Annotated in this window: 15 protein-coding genes; all 15 read left to right on the top strand. The window is 69.9% G+C overall.

Translation table 11 applies throughout. The annotated features are described in order from the left end of the window. Positions 1-4: 4 nt before the first annotated feature. The 15 genes from NL112_RS01135 to NL112_RS01065 all read left to right on the top strand — a co-directional run bounded on the left by NL112_RS01135 (position 5) and on the right by NL112_RS01065 (position 19,354). Complete coding sequence (locus tag NL112_RS01135; RefSeq protein ID WP_255150787.1) at positions 5-487, top strand: DUF7984 family protein; 483 nt, start codon at positions 5-7, stop codon at positions 485-487. 46 nt (positions 488-533) lie between these two features. Beyond that, entirely contained in the window at positions 534-1,049 is a 516-nt protein-coding gene (locus tag NL112_RS01130) for a cupin domain-containing protein (protein ID WP_255150786.1), read from the top strand. Between the two features lie 155 nt (positions 1,050-1,204). Continuing rightward, positions 1,205-2,713, top strand: a complete 1,509-nt coding sequence (locus NL112_RS01125) for a receiver/sensor box histidine kinase (protein WP_255150785.1) — start codon at positions 1,205-1,207, stop codon at positions 2,711-2,713. Between the two features lie 64 nt (positions 2,714-2,777). Continuing rightward, the gene (locus tag NL112_RS01120; protein WP_255150784.1) at positions 2,778-3,455 is read left to right on the top strand and encodes an AzlC family ABC transporter permease; all 678 of its coding nucleotides are present in this window, start codon (positions 2,778-2,780) and stop codon (positions 3,453-3,455) included. Beyond that, positions 3,452-3,814 carry an AzlD domain-containing protein gene (locus tag NL112_RS01115; protein WP_255150783.1) on the top strand — a complete coding sequence of 121 codons (363 nt, stop codon included), beginning with the start codon at positions 3,452-3,454 and terminating at the stop codon, positions 3,812-3,814. Before NL112_RS01120 ends, NL112_RS01115 begins: the two co-directional genes overlap by 4 nt. Before the next feature lie 76 nt (positions 3,815-3,890). Then, positions 3,891-4,118: a DUF2061 domain-containing protein gene (locus tag NL112_RS01110; protein ID WP_255150782.1), complete on the top strand. Its 228-nt coding sequence runs from the start codon at positions 3,891-3,893 to the stop codon at positions 4,116-4,118. A gap of 238 nt (positions 4,119-4,356) precedes the next feature. Next, positions 4,357-5,820 (top strand): proline--tRNA ligase, encoded by a 1,464-nt coding sequence (proS, locus tag NL112_RS01105; protein WP_255150781.1) that lies wholly within the window; start codon positions 4,357-4,359, stop codon positions 5,818-5,820. 417 nt (positions 5,821-6,237) lie between these two features. Then, entirely contained in the window at positions 6,238-10,773 is a 4,536-nt protein-coding gene (gltB, locus tag NL112_RS01100) for a glutamate synthase large subunit (protein ID WP_255150780.1), read from the top strand. 219 nt (positions 10,774-10,992) lie between these two features. Further along, entirely contained in the window at positions 10,993-12,777 is a 1,785-nt protein-coding gene (locus NL112_RS01095; protein WP_255150779.1) for a vWA domain-containing protein, read from the top strand. Continuing rightward, the gene (locus NL112_RS01090) at positions 12,777-15,098 is read left to right on the top strand and encodes a vWA domain-containing protein (protein ID WP_255150778.1); all 2,322 of its coding nucleotides are present in this window, start codon (positions 12,777-12,779) and stop codon (positions 15,096-15,098) included. The genes NL112_RS01095 and NL112_RS01090 overlap by 1 nt, the downstream gene beginning before the upstream one ends. Next, the gene (locus NL112_RS01085; RefSeq protein ID WP_255150777.1) at positions 15,095-15,697 is read left to right on the top strand and encodes a chromosome partitioning protein; all 603 of its coding nucleotides are present in this window, start codon (positions 15,095-15,097) and stop codon (positions 15,695-15,697) included. The genes NL112_RS01090 and NL112_RS01085 overlap by 4 nt, the downstream gene beginning before the upstream one ends. Then, positions 15,661-16,527, top strand: coding sequence for a DUF7502 family protein (locus tag NL112_RS01080; protein WP_255150776.1), 867 nt, complete (start codon positions 15,661-15,663; stop codon positions 16,525-16,527). The genes NL112_RS01085 and NL112_RS01080 overlap by 37 nt, the downstream gene beginning before the upstream one ends. Further along, the gene (locus NL112_RS01075; protein ID WP_255150775.1) at positions 16,517-17,473 is read left to right on the top strand and encodes an AAA family ATPase; all 957 of its coding nucleotides are present in this window, start codon (positions 16,517-16,519) and stop codon (positions 17,471-17,473) included. Before NL112_RS01080 ends, NL112_RS01075 begins: the two co-directional genes overlap by 11 nt. Continuing rightward, a complete protein-coding gene (locus NL112_RS01070; protein ID WP_255150774.1) occupies positions 17,470-18,318 on the top strand; it encodes a DUF58 domain-containing protein in 849 nt (282 codons plus the stop codon). The genes NL112_RS01075 and NL112_RS01070 overlap by 4 nt, the downstream gene beginning before the upstream one ends. Positions 18,319-18,361: 43 nt before the next feature. Continuing rightward, a complete protein-coding gene (locus tag NL112_RS01065) occupies positions 18,362-19,354 on the top strand; it encodes an NAD-dependent epimerase/dehydratase family protein (RefSeq protein WP_255150773.1) in 993 nt (330 codons plus the stop codon). The last annotated feature ends 19 nt before the right edge of the window (positions 19,355-19,373 follow it).

Genomic DNA, 19,373 nt, shown 5'->3' with positions numbered 1-19,373 from the left:
TCGTATGCGACTCACGCAGGCGACCGTCCGGGCCGAGCGGGACCGCGTCCGCGAGAACGACCGGGTCGTACCGCTCGTCAACGACGTGCGGGACGCGCTCGGCGACGCGTTCGAGGCCGACGTGGGCCACGTCACCCGCGAGCAGTACGCACGCGAAGTCGACGCCGTGTTCGCGGACGGCGACGTGGCGGTGAACGTCGCGGCGCTGGCGGGCCTGCTCCGTGACCTCGACGTGGCGGGCGACTATCCGGGGTTCGTCGTCGACGAACTGCTCGGCCGCGAACTCGCGGCGACGCTCGCCGGCGGCCGGCCGTTCTCGCTTCTGGCGGAGGCGACGTTCCACTACGCTGATATCCACACCCACGGGAGCGACGGCGAGGCCGCCGGGCGCGACGACCTCGATGCGGCGCTCGCGGCGGGGTTCCAGACTCGACTGCCGGGGTGGGACTGGACCGAGACGGAGAGCCCGTTCGCCATCGAGGAGTAACTGCCGGCGCCCACGGCTTTTTGCGCGTGGGCGCCGCGGGGCGGACATGGAGAAGGTCGCCATCGACGAGGCACCGAACGAGCCGAACCCGCTCGGCGTCAACAGCGTCCGCCGGTCGCTGGCCGACGCACTGGGCACCGAGGACGTGTCGCTCGCGTTCTACGAACTGGAGCCGGGCGAGCAGTTCTCCGGCGGCTACCACACCCACCACGACCAGGAGGAGGTGTTCTACGTGGTGGACGGCGAAGCGACGTTCGAGGTGGGGCCGCCGCCCGAGTCCGACGACGTGGCCGACCAGGAGGCGAGCGAGGACGTGACCGTCGGCGCGGGCGAACTGATACGGTTCCCACCGGGGCAGTTCCAGTGTGGCCGCAACGAGTCCGACGAGCAGGTGCGGGGGCTGGCCATCGGCGCGCCCGGCACCCGGCACAACTGGGAGGACCTGGAGTCGATAGTCCACTGTTCGGAGTGCGGCGAGAAGACGAGCCACGGCGTCGAGCAACCGGACGAACACGGCATGATGCAGGTGTACTGCAACGAGTGCGGAACCGACCTGTTCTGAAGGCGGGACCCCCTGGTTGCCGGCCCGGAGCAGGACGATTATAATGCCGGAGATACTAGGTGCGCGCCAGAGACGGTGGGGTTGGTTTCGATCGTCCGCGAGCGAGTGGTCCGTCGGGCGGGCCCCAGCCCCGACCGACTCGCCACGAACAGCTCATGGACTCCAACATCCCCGCGACGGAGCAACCACGACTGTACGAGCGCCTGCTGTCGGCCACGCCCGATCTCATCTGGATGTTCTCGGCGGACTGGGACGAACTGCTGTACATGAACGACGGCTACGAGGAGCTGTGGGGTCGCCCCCGGGAGGCGGTGCGCGAGGACACGTACGACTTCGTCGAGGGCGTCCATCCCGACGACCGCGACCGGGTCATCGAGAAGATGGCCCAGCTCTCGGAGGGCGACCCCGCCGAGATCGAGTGCCGGGTCAACGAGAGCGAGGACTACCAACGGTGGGTCTGGGTCGAGGGTCGGCCGCTGGTCGACGACGGCGAGGTGACGGCCGTCGCTGGGTTCTCCCGCGACATCACCGAGCGGAAACTCCACGAGCGCCGGCTCACGGCGCTGAACGACGCCGTCGAGGGGCTCATCGGTGCGAGCTCGGTCGAGGAGGTGGCCGAGACCGCGGTCGCCATCGCCGAGGACGTCATCGACCGACCGCTCACGGCCGTCTGGTGGGCTGACGACGAGCGCGACGGTCTGGTCCCGCTGGCGGCGACCGACGCGGCGGGCGAACTCAGCGAGTCGTCCACCGCGGAGCACGACGCCGTCGGTCCGATTCCGCCGGACACCGCCGAGATGGCGGCGTTCCGGTCCGGCGAGCCCAGGATGCTCACCGACTACGAGACCGCGACCGACCCGGCCCGTCCGGAGACGCCGCTCGGGTCGGTGTATCTCGTCCCGCTCGGCGAGTACGGGCTCCTCGCCGTCGGGACGGCGACCGTCGAGTCGTTCGACACGCCGACCCGGACGCTGATACAGATACTCGCCCGGAGCGTCGAGGCGAACTTCGAGCGGGTCGAACGCGAGCAGGAGCTGGCACGGAAAAACCGGAAGCTCGAGGAGTTCACCGGCGTCGTGAGCCACGACCTCAGGAACCCCCTGAACGTGGCGCTGGGTCGGGTGAATCTCCATCGCGAGGACGCCGACGGCGAAGAGCTCGACCGGGCCGCGGCGGCCCTCGAGCGCATGGAGTCGCTGATAGAGGACACGCTGGTGCTGGCCCGGGCCGGCGACGCCATCGACGAGCGGGAGCCGGTCTCCATCGAGCGGCTGGTCCACGAGAGCTGGGTCCGGACCGCGACCGACCGCGCGGAGGTGCGCGTGGCCGACGACATCCGGGTGTCGGCCGACAAGAGCCGTCTCCGTCTCGTGTTCGAGAACCTGCTCCGGAACGCGGTGGAACACACCGACGACGACGTGGCGATAACGGTCGGTGAACTCTCCGACGGCGACGGATTCTACGTCTCGGATACGGGCTCGGGCATCCCGGCCGAGGAACACGAAGACGTGTTCGAGTCGGGGTACAGCACGAGCGACGACGGGACGGGTCTCGGGCTGAGCATCGTGCGGGAGATCGTCACCGCACACGGCTGGACCGTCTCCGTCCACGACGGCCCCGAGGGGGGCGTCCGGTTCGAGGTGGCGGGCGTCGAGACGCTGTAGCCGTTCGTCGTCGGTCGACTGCAGGACCGACACCGCCTTGGGGCGGACCGCCCGAGTCCCGCCAATGACTCGTCGTGCCGACTTCCTCGAAGGGGTCCGAACCGTCGCGCCCGTGCTCGTCGGGGTCGTTCCGTTCGGGCTCGTCGCCGGAGCGGCGGCGGTTGCCGCCGGTCTCGCACCCGTGCAGGCCGTGGGGCTCTCGGTCGTCGTGTTCGCCGGTGCCTCGCAGTTGGCGGCCATCGACCTGCTCGGGTCCGGTGCGCCGCTCGCGGTGGTCGTCGCCACCGTTCTCGTCGTGAACCTGCGGATGACGATGTACAGCGCCTCCATCGCACCCCACTTCGAGGAGCTGACCGCACGGCTCCGCACGCTCGTGGCGTACCTGCTGACCGACCAGGCGTACGCGCTGTCGGTGACCCGCTTCCGGGGACGGGAGGTGTCACGGGTCGCTTTCTATCTGGGGACGGCCGTGCCGCTGTGGCTCGTCTGGCAGGTCTGTACCGTCCTCGGCGTCGTCGTCGGCGCGAACGTGCCCGGCTGGCTCCCGCTCGGGTTCGCCGTTCCGCTGACGTTCCTCGCGCTGTTGGTGCCGACCATCGAGGACGCGCCGACCGGTGCGGCGGCGGCCGTCGGGGGTGGGACGGCGACGCTCGGAGCCGGCATCCCGTTCGAACTCGGCCTGATGCTGGGTGCGACGCTGGGCATCGTCGCGGGGCTTGCCGTCGAGGAGGTGCGGGCGTGACCGCGAGCGACGCCGTCGTCTGGGGAGCCATCGTCCTCGGGGGACTCGGCACGTTCCTCATCCGGGCGTCGTTCCTCTTTCTCTACGAGCGGCTGGACGTGCCGCCCCGCGCGGAGCGGGCGCTCCGGCTCGTCCCCGCGGCGGTGCTCGCGGCGCTGGTCGTGCCCGCGCTGTTCGAACTCGGCGGGACGCCCGTCGTCGAGACGGAACTCGGACCGGTCGCGGCGGTCCGGGCGCTGGCGACGAGCGACCGGGTGCTCGCGGGCGTCGTCGCCGCCGGCGTCGCGTGGTACACCGAGGACATCCTCGCCACCATCGTCACCGGGATGGCGGTGTTGCTGGTGCTCGGGCTGGTGTGAGAAACTTCTAAAAGTTACAATCTACTGAATTAGGAACTGCTAGTGGTTTCATAACCGTGCGCGTGGTGGGTCGGACATGGCGCTTGCCGACCACGTTCGCGCGCCGGTGCAGGCCCGCCGCCGTGCGGTCGTCAAGACCGCGTGCTACCGGCTGGTGATGGTGGTCGTCTCGGTCACCGTCGCGTACCTCGTCGTCGGCGACGTGACCGACGCCGTCTCCATCGGTCTCGTCACCAACCTCGTGAAGACGGCGACGTACTACGGCTACGAGCGGCTCTGGGACCGCATCGCGTGGGGGGTTTAGCGGTCGGTCCCCGGGAGCGTGCCGACTGCTCCGTGAGGGCTGGTCCGGCGTGAGAGGCCGTGTCGAACCGTCGGTAGCGTTAAGCCCCGCCGCAGACACGGGTCGGGTATGCGTGACCGCACCCGTTCGGTCGCCCGCTCCCGCCCGTTCCCGCCGGGTGGCCCGTAGGCCACCCTTTCCCCTTCTTCCCGCGAGCGAAACGCACCGTGTTTAAACCATCCGTGAGACACAACAGAGTATGAGCGACACAGAGCAGGAACAGGAGCTCGGTATCACCGAGTCGAAGGCGCACAACACCGGCGAGTGGTACGCCGAGGTCGTCCAGAAGGCGGGCCTCGCGGACTACGCGCCGATGGGCGGGTTCATCGTCTGTCGTCCCCGCGGCTACGCGCTGTGGGAGCGACTGCAGAACTACCTCGACGGCTGGTTCAAGGAAGAGGGCGCACAGAACGCCTACTTCCCGATGATGATTCCCGAGTCGTATCTGGAACGCGAGTCTGACATCGTCGAGGGGTTCGACCCCGAGGTGGCGTGGGTCACCCACGGCGGTCACGAGGAACTCGAGGAACGGCTCGCCATCCGCCCCACGTCGGAGTCCATCATCACCCCGTACATGGCCGAGTGGACGCGCTCGCACCGCGATCTCCCGCTGAAACTGAACCAGTGGTGTTCGGTCGTCCGGTGGGAGGCCACCGACACGAAGCCGTTCATCCGCACCAAGGAGTTCCTCTGGCAGGAGGGTCACACAGCCCACGAGACCGAACAGGAGGCGTGGGACGAGACGATGACCCGGCTCGACCAGTATCACCGGCTGTACGAGGAGGTGCTGGCGATTCCGGGGCTGAAGGGCCGCAAGCCCGAGCACGACAAGTTCCCCGGCGCCGACACCACCACGACCGTCGAGGCGATGCTCCCCGACGGGAAATCCCTGCAGGCGTGTACGAGCCACTACCTCGGCACCGGGTTCGCGGACGCGTACGACCTCACTTACCGGGCCGAAGACGAGCAGGAGAAGGTCTGTCACACCACCTCGTGGGGACTGTCCTGGCGCGCGCTGGGCGGGCTCATCATGACCCACTCCGACGACCAGGGGCTCGTCCTGCCCCCGAAGCTCGCACCCGAGCAGGTGGTCGTCGTCCCCATCTGGCAGGAGGAGACGCGCGAGGAGGTGCTGGAGTACGCCGCGGACCTCGCGGCCGAACTCGACGAGGCGGGCGTCCGCGTCGAACTCGACGACCGCGAGGAGCGCAACCCCGGCTTCAAGTACAACGAGTGGGAGCTGAAGGGCGTTCCCGTCCGCATCGAGGTCGGCCCCAACGAGGTCGAGGACGGGGAGGCGACGCTCGTCCACCGGCCCGACGGCGAGAACGAGGTGGCCGACCGCGACGCGCTCGTCGAGGCCACGGAGGACGCGCTCGACTCCGTGTACGCGAAGCTGTACGCCGCCGCGGAGGAGAACCTCGAGGAGCACGTCCACGAGGCCCACGGCCGCGACGAGATTCTCGGCACCATCGGCCGGCACGGCGGCTACGTGAAGACCGGCTGGTGTGGCGACGAGGCCTGCGAGGACGAGATAAAAGAGCAGATTTCCGCCGAAATCGTGATGCTCCCGCTCGACGACGACGAGGAGCCGATTCACGACACCTGCGGGGTCTGTGGCGACGACGCGGCGGAGACGGCGTACTTCGCGAAGAACTACTGACTCCACCGTTCTGCACGGCGGTGTTTGGCCGCCGGCCCAAATCCGGGCCAGGAGACGCGGCGAGTCTCCCGTCGCCGCGCTCCCCCCGTTCTCGGCGCTTCAGGCCGTTCGCATCGAGGGGATCGCGGCGCTCGAACCGAGCCCCGTTCGCTCGACGGATGCTCGTGTAGAATCGTGAAGGCCACGTTTCGTGTCCAGAATCGTGAACGTTCGGTGTGCATATCCGTGCGAAATTTCCGAATCTAGCCTTCTTCGAGCGAAACGAGAAACGGAAGTCCACGACTCCCATCGCGACGCGAACGTTCTTAACCCACTATGGTAGTTGTTGGGAATGATATAAGGGGCCTAATTGGGGGTAAATCGACCCTTAGTCCTTGAGGGGAAGCCTCTTATGTGCTATTCGGCCACGTACCGGTAATGTCTGAGCGCACGCAGGCGTCCGCGGGCGAGATGCTCGCGGACCCGGACGATTCCCGGGCGAACTGCGGCGTCGGTGTCGTCTTCGACCTCGACGGCGTACGCTCGCACGACCCCATCGCGGACGGCCTCCGACTGCTCGAGAACCTCGAACACCGCGGCACGACCGGTGCCGAGGAAGCGACCGGCGACGGCGCCGGCATCCTCCTGCAGATTCCCGACGAGTTCTACCGCGAGGAACTCGACGTCGACCTCCCGCCGGCCCGCGAGTACGCGGTCGGCACCCTGTTTCTGCCGACCGACGAGGAGGCGGGCGCGAAACTCGCCCGCGTCGTCGAGGAGACGTTCGCCGACCACGGCCTCGACGTGCTCGACTGGCGCGACGTGCCGACGGACAACGCCGACCTCGGGCAGACTGCCCTCGACTCGGAGCCACGGGTCGTGCAGGTGTTCGTCGCCCCGGACGGCGAGTTCGAGGCCGACGAGTTCGACCGCCAACTGTACGTCGGCCGCCGCGCCGTCGAGAACCGCATCGACGAGGAGCGGCCACCGGGCGCCGAACGCTTCTACGTCTGCTCGCTCGACCGCAAGACCGTCGTCTACAAGGGACTGCTGAAGGCCGACCAACTGCCGACCTACTACCCCGAACTCACCGACGACCGCGTCGCATCGACGTTCGCCATGGTCCACGCCCGCTTCTCGACGAACACGCTCGGCGCGTGGCATCTCGCGCATCCGTACCGCAACATCATCCACAACGGCGAGTTCAACACCATCAAGGGGAACATCAACTGGATGCGGGCCCGCGAGACGGACATCGCCGCCGAGGAGTTCGGCGACGACATCGAGACCATCAAGCCGATAATCGACGACCCCGAGCAGTCCGACACCGCCTCCGTCGACAACGCGCTCGAGTTGCTGATGCAGGGCGGCCGCGACATGCCCCACGCCCTGCGGATGCTCATTCCGGAGGCGTGGCGCGGCGAGGCGAACCGCGTCCCCGAGGAGCGCCGCGAGTGGTACGACTACCACGCGTCGCTCGTCGAGCCGTGGGACGGGCCCGCCTTGGTGGCCGCGACGGACGGCGACCGCATCGGCGCGGTGCTGGACCGCAACGGTCTGCGCCCGTGCCGGTACGACGTGCTGAAAGACGACACGCTCGTCATGGCCTCGGAGGCGGGTGCGCTCGACCACGACCCCGCCGACATCGAGGAGCGGGGTCGCCTCCAGCCCGGTCAGCTGTTCCTCGCGGACCCCGAGGAGGGTCGGGTCGTCCCCGACGAGGAGGTGTTCGACGGCCTCGTCGACGAGCAGTACGGCGAGTGGGTCGAACAGGAGCAGGTCCACCTCGACGAGGTGGCCGACCGCGACGACGACACCGCCCACGCGGAGGTGCCGGAACTCCGCGCCCACCAGGCGATGTTCGGCTACACCCACGACGAGATGGACCACCTCATCGAGCCGATGGCCGAGAGCGGCAAGGACCCCGTCGGTTCGATGGGCGACGACACGCCGCTGTCGGTCCTCTCGGAGTTCAACCGCCCGCTGTTCACCTACTTCAAGCAACTGTTCGCGCAGGTGTCGAACCCGCCGCTCGACTACATCCGCGAGGAACTCGTCACCTCGCTGGAGACGCGGCTGGGCCACCAGCGCAACCTGCTCGACGAGACGCCCGACCACGCCCGGCAACTCGTCTGTGACTCGCCGGTGCTGTCGGACGCCGAGACGGCGGGCATCAAGCAGTTGGACGGCGACCTCTCGACGGGCGTCGTCGACATCACCTACGACCCCGAAGAGAGCCTCGAAGCCGCCGTCCGGGAGGTCCGCATGGACGCCACCAGTGCCGCTCAGGAGCACGACGTGGTCGTCCTCTCGGACAAGGACGCCGGGAAGAACCGCGTTCCCATCCCGAGTCTGCTCGCCGTGGGCGGCGTCCACCACCATCTCGTGCGCAACGGCCTGCGGAACCGCGTGGACCTCGTCGTCGAGTCGGGCGACCCTCGGGCGGTCCACCACGTCGCCACGCTCGTCGGCTACGGCGCGGGCGCGGTCAATCCCTACCTCGCGTACCGCTCCATCGCGGACCTCGTCGCCGGCCCGGACGGCGCCGACGAGGAGGAGGCCATCGCGGCCTACCAGCAGGCGCTCGAGGACGGCCTGCTGAAGACAATGGCGAAGATGGGCATCTCGACCGTCGAGTCGTACCAGGGCGCCCAGATTTTCGAGGCCGTGGGTCTCGATTCGGACTTCGTCGAAGAGTACTTCGAGGGGACGCCCGCCCGCACCGAGGGCATCGACATCGAGGACCTCGAGCGGGACCTCCGGAACCGCCACGCCGTCGCGTTCGACCGCACCGACGAAGTCGACCTCGAACGCCAGGGCGAGTACGAGAACCGCTCGGACGGCATCTTCCACGAGTGGAACCCCGCCTCGGTCGGCGCGCTCCAGCAGGCGGTCCGGCAGGGCGACTACGACCGCTACAAGGACTTCGCCAGCCAGATGAACGAACAGCACGAGCAGTTACAGAGCCTCCGTGGCCTGCTCGAACTGGAGTCGGACCGTGACCCGGTCGACGTCGAGGAGGTCGAACCCGTCGAGTCCATCGTGAAACGGTTCTCGACCGCGGCGATGAGCCTCGGGAGCCTCTCGCCGGAGGCCCACGAGAACAACTCCATCGCGATGAACCGGCTGGGCGCGAAGTCCAACACCGGCGAGGGCGGCGAGCCGCCCGAGCGGTTCGACACCGAGAAGGAGTGCAACGTCAAGCAGGTCGCCTCCGGCCGGTTCGGCGTCACCTCCGACTACCTCTCGAACGCCGAGGAGATACAGATAAAGATGGCCCAGGGCTCCAAGCCCGGCGAGGGCGGCCACCTCCCCGGCAAGAAGGTCAACGAGATGATAGCCCACGTCCGGTACGCGACGCCCGGCGTGGGGCTCATCTCGCCGCCGCCGCTTCACGACATCTACTCCATCGAGGACCTGAAACAGCTGATTCACGACCTGAAGGCCGCCAATCCGGACGCGAACGTCAACGTGAAACTCGTCTCTGAGGCCGGCATCGGCACCATCGCGGCGGGCGTCGCCAAGGCGAACGCCGACGTGGTCCACATCTCCGGCCACTCGGGCGGCACCGGCGCCTCGCCGAAGACCAGCATCAAGAACGCTGGCCTGCCGTGGGAACTCGGGCTGGCGGAGGCGAACCAGATGCTCCGGTCGACGGACCTCCGCTCGCGCATCCGCGTCAGCGTCGACGGCGGGATGAAGACGGGCCGGGACGTCGTCGTCGGCGCCCTGCTGGGCGCCGAGGAGTACGTGTTCGGCACCGCCTCGCTCGTCACCTCCGGCTGTGTGATGGCCCGACAGTGTCACGAGAACACCTGCCCGGTCGGTGTCGCCACGCAGGACGCGGACCTGCGCTCGCGGTTCCCCGGCGAGCCACAGCACGTCGTCAACTACATGACGTTCATCGCCCAGGAGGTGCGGGAGCTGATGGCCGAACTCGGCTACACCGAACTCGAACAGCTCATCGGCCGGCCCGAGCATCTCCGCCAGCGCGACGACGTCGACCAGGAGAAGGCGAAGAAGCTCGACCTCTCTTCGGTCATCGCACCGCCGCCGGGCGACCAGCGGGTCAAGACCCGCGAGCAGGACCACGATATCGACGAGTCGCTCGACTGGGACCTCATCGACGAGGCGGCCCCCGCACTCGAGGACGGCAAACCCGTTGCCGTCGACACCGACATCGCCAACCACGACCGGGCGGTGGGTGCGACGCTCTCGAACCGCATCTCGAACGCCTACGGCGGCGACGGCCTGCCCGACGACACCATCTCGGTGGACTTCGACGGCACCGCCGGCCAGTCGTTCGGCGCGTTCCTGCAGGACGGCGTGACGATGAGCCTCACCGGCGCCGCGAACGACTACGTCGGCAAGGGGCTCTCCGGCGGGAAGATAATCGTCAACACGCCCGCGGAGGCCACGTACGAACCGGAGGAGAACATCCTCGTCGGCAACGTCGCCATGTACGGCGCCACGCAGGGCGAGATGTACGTCAACGGGATGGCCGGCGAGCGGTTCGCCGTCCGCAACTCCGGCGTGAAGGCCGTCGTCGAGAGCGTCGGCGACCACGGCTGTGAGTACATGACCGGCGGCGTCGTCGCCGTCCTCGGGGAGACGGGGAAGAACTTCGCGGCGGGCATGTCCGGCGGAATCGCCTACGTGCTGGACCGCGAGGGCGAGTTCGAGGAGAAGGTCAACTACGGGATGGTGTCGACCACCCGCGAGTTGGACGAGAAGGACCGCCGGATGCTGAAGCGACTGGTCGAGAACCACGTCGCGTACACCGACTCCGACCGCGCCGAGTACGTCCTCGACAACTGGGAGTCGGAACTGGAGAAGGTCGTCAAGGTGATGCCGGACCCGTACGCCGGCGTGCTCGCGGAGGGCGCCGAGGACGTCCGCGAGGACCTCCCGCCGTCGCCGTCGCCGTCGGCCGCGGCCGACGCCGACACCGGGTTCGTATCGGGCGACGACTGACGGGTGTCGGCGTCGTGGCAACCGGCGACGACTGACGGGTGTCGGCGTCGTGGCAACCGTCGACGACTGACGGGTGTCGGCGTCGTGGCAACCGGCGACGATTGGCCGACCACGCCCCCCGTAGCAACCACCGACGCCGGCCGACCGTTCCTGCCGGATAGCTACAATTCCCGTTGAACTGACTGCAAGACATTTACTTGTTCGCCTGAAAGCTCGGGTGTGGCCGCCCTTCAGGAGCTGTTCGCGACGCCGCTCGGTCTGCTCGCGCTCGCGGCCGTCGTCCCGCTCGTCCTCCTGTATCTCGTACGGCCGGACCCACGCCGACTCCGGCTCCCGACCGTCGAGTTCCTGACGGAGGGCGAGGGCACGGCCAGCGACAGCCCCGCGCTCGCGCGGCTCAAGCGTAGCCTCGTCCTGCTCGTGCAGATACTGCTGGTCGCGGCCGTCGCGCTCGCGCTCGCGGGTCCGTACGTCACGGTCGCTCGCGAGACCAGCGTCGCCGAGACGGTGGTCGTGGTCGACACCAGCGCCAGCATGACCGTCGGCGACGGGGAGACGCGGTTCGACCGCGCGCTCGCCGAAGCGCGGGAGGCCGTCACGGAGACAACCTCCGTCGTGACCGCCGGCGCCCGCCCGCGGGTCCGCCTGCGCGGCGGCGGGCCGCCCGACGCTCGCGAGGCGCTCGACGAGGTGACGACGACGGACGCGCCGGGCGACCTGTCGGCGGCCATCAGACGCGCCGCCGCCGTCGCCGGCCCAGAGTCGCGCGTCGTCGTCGTCAGCGACTTCGCCGGCGTCGACGGCTGGCGCGAGACGGTGGCGACGGCCCGCGCCCGCGGGCTCACTGTCGAGTTGCGACCGGTCGGTGAGAGCGTCGACAACGTCGGCATCGTCGCCGCCGAGTACGGCCGGACGTCGGTGACGCTGTCCGTCCAGAACTACGGCGACGAGCAGGTCACGCGCCGCGTCGGCCACGGCAACGCGACCCGCACCCTCGAGTTGGCGCCGGGCGACGCCGCGACGGTGACGCTCCCGGTGCCCGCGGGCGAGACCCGCATCCGGCTGTCGGGGAGCGACGCGTTCCCCGTCGACGACACGCTGTACGTCGCCGGCCCCGACACCCGGACGGTCGACGTGCTGGTGGTGACCAACGACGAGGACCGGAACTTCCTCACCGCGCTCCGGGTGCTCGACGAGGTGGACGTGACCGTCAAGAACCCGCCGACGACGGTCGGTGGCGACTACGACGTCGTCGTGTTCGGGAGCGTCGCCCCCGACCGACTGCTCCGGTCGACCGTGGAGTCGGCCGGCGACGTCGCCCGCTCGGGCGGCGGGGTCGTCGTCACTGCCCAGTCGGGGCTCGGTGCGGTCGCGTACCGTGACCTGCTCCCGCTCCGGGTGACCGGCAACGCCTCGAACCCCTCGGTTCGGGTGCGAAGCGACCGGCTCACCCGCGGCATCTCGTTCCCGCCACCGAACGAATACGTGACCGCAGAACTCACCCGGGGAGCCGCAGTGGTGCGGGCCGACGGGAGCCCGCTCGTCGCCCGCGCGGGTCTCGGCGATGGGCGCGTGCTGTACTACGGCTACCCCCCCGACTCGTCGTTCCGCTACAACTACCAGTTCCCCGTGTTCTGGAAGCGGGTCGTCTACGAGACGGCGGGCCGTGACCCCCTCCCGGCGACGAACCGTGAGGCGGGCACCACCCTGGAGGTGAGCAACGACACGACCGTCCGGGGCCCCGACGGCGAGACGACCGGCCCCACGTCGCTGGATGCGGTGGGGTTCTACCGCTACGGCGACCAGCGGGTCGGCGTCTCGCTTCTGGACCGCGCGGAGTCGAACGTCTCGGCGCCGGACCTCTCGGCGGACGCGGACGGCCCGGTCCGGGAGCGCACGGAGACCCGGCAGGTGCCGAAGGACCTCTCGATGTATCCGGCGCTGGCGGCCGTCCTGCTGGTCGTCTGTGAGGTGGGTCTGCTCCGCTACCGGGGTGACCTCTGATGGCGGGGGTCACCGTCGCCGGCATCGACCTCGCGGTCGCGCGGCCGCGCTACCTGCTAGCGCTCCCCGTCGCGGTGGCGGTGGTCGCGGCGCTGGCGCTCGTGCGGGCCCGCGGCGACTGGCCGCGACGCAAGCGGGCGCTGTTTCTCGCGGCCCGCATGCTGGTCGTCGTCTGTCTGGTCGTCGCCGCGGCCGGCCCGTACACCGTCCAGACGATGGAGACGGCCGGCGACCCGCGGGTCACCATGCTCGTCGACGAGTCGACCAGCATGGCGGCGACCGACGCCGACCCGGACGCGCTGGCGGCCCGCATCGAGGAGCGGGGCGTCCCCGTCACCAGTCGCGTCGTCGCCTCGGGCAACAGTTCGCGGGTGGGCGACGGCGTCGTCGCCAACGTCGAGCCAAACGGCTCGTTGCTCGTCGTCTCCGACGGGCAGGTGACCGGCGGGCGCTCGCTGTCGTCGGCCGCCGGCGTCGCGGCCCGCGCGAACGCCACCGTCCACGCCGTCGACGTGGAAGCGACCGCGACCGACCGCCGCGTCTCGCTTGCCGGTCCCGCCACCACGAGCGTCGGCGTGAGCAACGCCTTCCTCGTGTCGGTCGGCGGCGTGAACGCCGACGCCTCCGCCACCGTCACCGTCCGGACGAACGAGACGGTCGTGTTCACCGACACCGTCGACGGCACCGGCCGCGCGCAGTTCACCTACGCGTTCGACGAGGTGGGAACCCACCGGCTGACCGTCACCGTCGAGAGCGACGACCGGTTCGGCGTCGACGACACCTACCGGCGGACGGTCCGGGTCGTCCCCCGGCCCCGCGTGCTGTACGTCGCGCAGGGGGAGTACCCGCTGGGCGGCTTGCTCGACCGCCTCTACAACGTCACCCGTCGCGAACGGGTCCCGTCGGACCTCTCGCCGTACCAGACGGTCGTGATGCGTGACGTGCCGGCCGACGCGGCGGGCAACGTCTCGGCGCTCCAGCGAGCGGTCATCGACGGGACGGGGCTCGTTGTGGCCGGCGGCGACGACGCCTACGCGGCCGGCGACTACGGCAACTCCTCGCTCGGGTCGATGCTCCCGGTGTCGACGGGCAACGAGAGCGGGCGCACCGCCCGCATCGTCCTGCTCGTCGACGCCTCCGGCAGTTCGAAGCGTGGAATGGCCGTCCAGAAGTCGCTCGCGCTGGACGTGCTCGACCAGTTGGGCGGCGGCAACCGGGTCGGGCTAGTCGCGTTCGACTACGCCGCCTACGACGTCGCGGACGTCCGGCCGCTGGAGGGCAACCGGACCGAGCTCTCCCGGAAGATACGCCGGCTGAAGAGCGGCGGCGTGACGTATCTCGGCACCGGTCTGCAGGGTGCCGCGGACAAACTCGACGGCCCGGGGACGGTCATCCTGCTGTCGGACGGCGTCACCGACGGGAGCGAGGCCCGCGCCGTGGCCGAACGGATGGCGAGCAACGGCGTCCGAATCGTCAGCGTCGGCGTCGGACAGGACGTGAACGAGCCGCTGTTGCGTAGCATCGCCGGGACGACTGGCGGCACGTATCTGCGGGCCGGCCAGACGAGCCGGCTCCGCCTGCTGTTCGGTGGCCCCTCGCGTACGTACTCGGGCGACACGCTCACCGTCGTCGACGGCTCGCAGTTCATCACTGCTGGGCTCGAGCTCACGGCCGACCCCGCGAAGGCCAACGACGTCGCGGTGAAATCCGGCGCCGACTACCTCGTGGCGACGAGCGACGGCCAGCCCGCAGTCGCGCAGTGGCGCTACGGGCTGGGTCGCGTCGTCTCCATCACCGCCTACGGCGCCGACGGGACGCTCGACGGCCTGCTGGAGCGACCGGACTCGCTGGTCGTCTCGAAGTCGGTCAACTGGGCGGTCGGCGACCCGACCCAAGGCGACGGGGCCACCGCCGCCGACACGCGGGTCGGCGCGGCGACGACGGTCCGCTACACGGGGAGCGAGCGGCCCGCCCCACCCCCGTCGTTCCGCCGGGTCGCCCCCGACACGTACGCGGCGACGGTCCAGCCCGATAGCGTCGGGTTCCAGGAGGTGGCCGGCGCCACCTTCGCCGCGAACTACCCCCGCGAGTACGGGGCGCTCGGGCAGAGCGACGCGCTCGACGCCGCCGTCGAGCGGACCGGGGGGCGCGTGTTCGCGCCGAGCGAGGCCGCCGCGATAGCGCGGACGGTGACCGAGCGGGCGCGGCGGACCCGCGACGTACGCACGGAGTGGGGGTGGGCGTTCCTCCTGGCCGCGCTCGCGGCGTTCCTCCTCGAGACGGTCGCCAGACGACTCTCAGCGATTCGGAGCCAACCATGAACATCGGAGACAGCATCAACGGCGTTCTGCTCGGACTCCTCTGTCTGTCGCTTGTCGGCACCGCCGGCGCGACCATCTACTACCAGGACTCGATGGAGGAGCTCCGCCAGCAGAACCAGAAGCTCGAACAGCGCAACGAGCAACTGCAGGGGAACCTCGACGAGGCCCAGCAACGACTCGACTCGACCCAACAGCGGCTCCAGGAGCTGAACGCCTCCATCCAGACACGGCAGACGGACCTCCAGTCGGTGACCGAGAAGCTCCGGACCACGGAGCGGGAGCTGGCGACGGCGAAAAACCAGCTCGCGGACGCCCGCGACGAGCTGTCGAGCACCGAGCAGGAGCTGGAGTCCGCTCGCCAGCGGGTCTCGGAGCTCTCCGACGAGGTCGACCAGCTCGAACAGCGGCGTCTGGAGCTCGAAACGCGGGTCGAGGAACTGGAGTCCAAACAGGAGGAACTGCTCGACGAGCGCGAACAGCTCCGCGCGGAGGTGGAGATGCTGACCGAAACCGTCGAGGACCTCCGCGAGGAGAACGACCGACTCCGCGAGGAACTGGAGGAGTGCCGCGAGTCGACGCCGACGGGGGGGTCGTCGTGAGCGAGGACGTGCCGGCCGACCCCGCCGAGCGCCGCGCCCGGGTACAGGAGGCGGTGACGGCGGTTCGCCGCGAGGGAGTGAAGGCCGCGGTGCTGTACGCCGTCGTCGACGGCGCAGTGGCCGTGCTCGTCGCCAACCTCCTGCTGTCGGCGGCCAACGGCGTGCCCGTCGTCGGCGGGTTCCCCGAGCGCGCGTTCGTCGCCGCCGGCGTCGGCCTGCTCGTCCTGCTGGTCGAACTCGGCGTGCGCATCCGACGGCCGCTCGTCGAGCGGTTCGAGGAGGCCAACCCCGAGGTGGCCGAGGCGCTCCGGACGGCTCGGGACGCCGCCGACGCCGGCCTCGACTCGCAGGTCGCAAACCGGCTGTACGCCGACGTGCTGAGCGAGTTGCGGGCGGCGTCGAGCCGCGGCCTGCTCGACGGCCGGCGGCTGGCCGGTACGGTCGTCGTCGCCGTCGCCGTCGCCGCCGTCACCGTGCAGGCGACGGTGGCCGGCATCACCGTCGCCGCGCCGCCCGCGCCCGCCCCCGACGGGGGTGGGGTGGGCGATGCGCCTCCCGACGACGATTACGGCGGGCTCCAGGACGGTGACGCCGTGCTCGGGACGCCCACGAACGTCTCCGAGGGGAGTCAAAACGAGTCCGCGTCGGTCGGCGGCCAGGCCGGCGACGGCGAGCGTTCCGGCGGCATCGACGAGAGCTACGACACCGGCGGCTACGCCGGCGAAGGGGCCTACGAGGCCCAGCGTGCGGGCTTCTCCGAATCGGACGACGTGGCGAACGCCGACATCATCCGCGAGTACAACCTCGAAATTCGAGACGATGACGACTGACGACACCACCACCGACCTCGACGTAGAGACCCTGCAACACCGACTCGACGCGGTCCGCGAGCAGGTGGGCCGCCGGCTCATCGGCCAGGAGGAACTGCTCGACCGCCTGCTCGTCTGTCTGCTGTGTGACGGCAACGCCCTGCTGGAGTCGAACCCGGGGCTGGCGAAGACGCTCACCGTCCGCACGCTGGCGGCCGTGACGGACCTCTCCTTCTCGCGGGTGCAGAACACCCCCGACCTGATGCCCTCTGACATCACGGGCACGGAGGTCATCCGCGAGACGGATTCGGGTCGGACGTTCGACTTCGAGGAGGGCCCCGTGTTCGCCAACGTCGTCCTCGCCGACGAGATAAACCGCGCGACGCCGAAGACGCAGGCCGCCCTGCTGGAAGCGATGGAGGAACAGCAGGTGACCGCGGGCGGCGAGACGCGCCCGCTCCCGGAGCCGTTCTTCCTGCTGGCGACCCAGAACCCCATCGAGCAGGAGGGGACCTACCGGCTCCCGGAGGCGCAGGCCGACCGCTTCCTGCTCAAACTGCTCGTCGACTACCCCTCCCGCGACGAGGAACTCGAAATCGTCGACCGGTACACGACCCGCGTGGACGAGGCCATTCCGGTCGAGCAGGTGCTCTCCGCGGAGGAACTGCTCGCGGCCCAGCGGCTGGTCCGGGAGGTACCCATCGCCGACGACATCGAGGAGCACGCGGTCGACCTCGTCAGGGCGACCCGCGAAGCCGACCGCATCGACTTCGGCGCGAGCCCCCGCGCGAGCATGGCGCTTGTCGTCACGGCGAAGGCGCGTGCCCTGCTTGAGGGCCGGTCGTACGTCAGCGAGGACGACGTGGAGGCGATGGCGAAGCCGGTGTTCCGCCACCGCGTCGGCGTCGACTTCCGGGCCGAGCGCGAGGGGGCGACGCCCGACGACGTCATCGACGACCTGCTATGACAATCGACCCGGGGTTTCTGGACGAGTTGGAGCGGTTCGCCAGCGCCGGGCCCGAGGTAGCGGCCCGCCACCGCGGCGACCAGCGCTCCGCGGACCGCGGCGAGGGGCTGACGTTCGCGGACTACCGCCGGTACGCGCCCGGCGACGACACCGGCCTCGTCGACTGGAAACTGTACGCCCGCACCGAGGAACTGTACGTCAAACAGTTCGAGGTGGAGCGGTCGCGCACCCTCCACGTCCTGCTCGACGCGACGGGGTCGATGGGGTACGGCGACCCCCCGAAGTTCGAGCGTGCGGCGAAACTCGGACTGGGGTTCGCCTACCTGCTCGCGCGCGAACACGACGAGTTCCGGGTCGCGCTGTTCGACCGCGGCATCGACCGACTCGACCGCGCCCGCTCCTCCCGGGGCGAGGTTCTCGCGCTCGTGGACCGCTGTAACGACGTGGAGCCGTCGGGCGAGGGCGCGGTCGGCGCGGCCCTGGAGTCGTACGCCGACCGCGTCGGCTCCCGCTCCGTCGTGCTCGTCTGTAGCGACTTCCTGACGGACCCCGACGACCTCGAATCGGGGCTGGCGGCGCTCGCGCGCAACGAACTCCTGCTGGCGCAAGTGCTCACTCCCGAGGAGCGGGAGCTACCGGTGTCGGGCGACGCCCTCATCGAGAACCCCGAGACGGAGTCCCGACTGCGTACCCACGTCGGCCGACGCCGCCGCGAGCAGTACCGCGACCGCCTGGAGGAGCATCTCGACGACGTGGCCGAGCGTGCCGAACGTCTGGGCGCACGGCTCGAACCCGCCGACACCGACGAGGAGTTCTTCGACGCCTTCGCGCGGCTGTGGCGGTAGCCCGACGAGCAACCGTTTTCCCCCCGGCGGCCGCAGGGCGAGTATGTCCGACCACGCCTTGGTCATCGGCGGCACGCGGTTCATCGGCCGCCACACCGTCTCGGAGTTCCTCGAGAACGACTATACGGTCACGGTGTTCAACCGCGGGACCCACGACAACCCCTTCGCAGACGACGACAGGGTCGACCACTTCGAGGGCGACCGGAAGGAAGAAGGCCGCCTGCGACTGGCCCGCGAGCGCGTCGACCCCGACGTGGTCGTCGACTGCGTCGCCTACCAGCCGGTCGACGTGCGCACGGCGACGGACGTGTTCGCCGACGTCGACGCGTACGTCTACGTCTCCTCGGGGGCCTCGTACGGCGCCGAGCGCATCCCCAAACGCGAAGACGAGACGCCGCTCCACGACTGCACGACCGAGCAGGCGACCGACGACACGATGGAGACGTACGGCAACCGGAAAGCCGAGGGCGACCGCGCGGTGTTCTCGGCGGCAGAGCAGGGGGTGAACGCGATGGCGGTCCGGCCGCCCGTCGTCTACGGCCCCCACGACTACACCGAGCGGTTCGACTACTGGATAGACAGAGCCGACAGCCACGACCGCGTGGTCGTCCCGGGCGACGGGACGAACCTCTGGCATCTCGTGTACGTGAAGGACGTGGCGAGCGCGCTCCGGACCGTCGCCGAACGCGGCGAGGCGGGCGAGGCGTACAACGTCGGCGACGGCCACGCGCCAATCCTGCGCGAGTGGGTCGACCTGCTGGCCGAGGCCTGCGACACCTCCGTCGAGATAGTCACCGCCGGCGCGCGGGAACTCGCCGCCGCGGACGTCGAACTCACCGACTTCCCCATCTACCGCGAGTATCCGCATCTCCTCGACACGAACAAGCTCCGTTCGCTCGGCTGGCGGCCGACGCCCCACGAGGAGGCGCTGGCCGCGACCGTCGCGGACCACCGGGCGAGCGACCGCACCGGCCGCGAGAACGGCCCGGACCGCGAGGCCGAGGAGCGCGTACTGGGGGTGCTGGAGACGCTCTAACCGAAAGGGTTTGAACGCC

Source organism: Halorarius halobius (assembly GCF_024298865.1).
Classification (GTDB): Archaea; Halobacteriota; Halobacteria; order Halobacteriales; family Haloarculaceae; genus Halorarius; species Halorarius halobius.
Note: the sequence above shows the minus strand (reverse complement) of the source record. Positions and strands in the feature narration are given on the sequence as shown.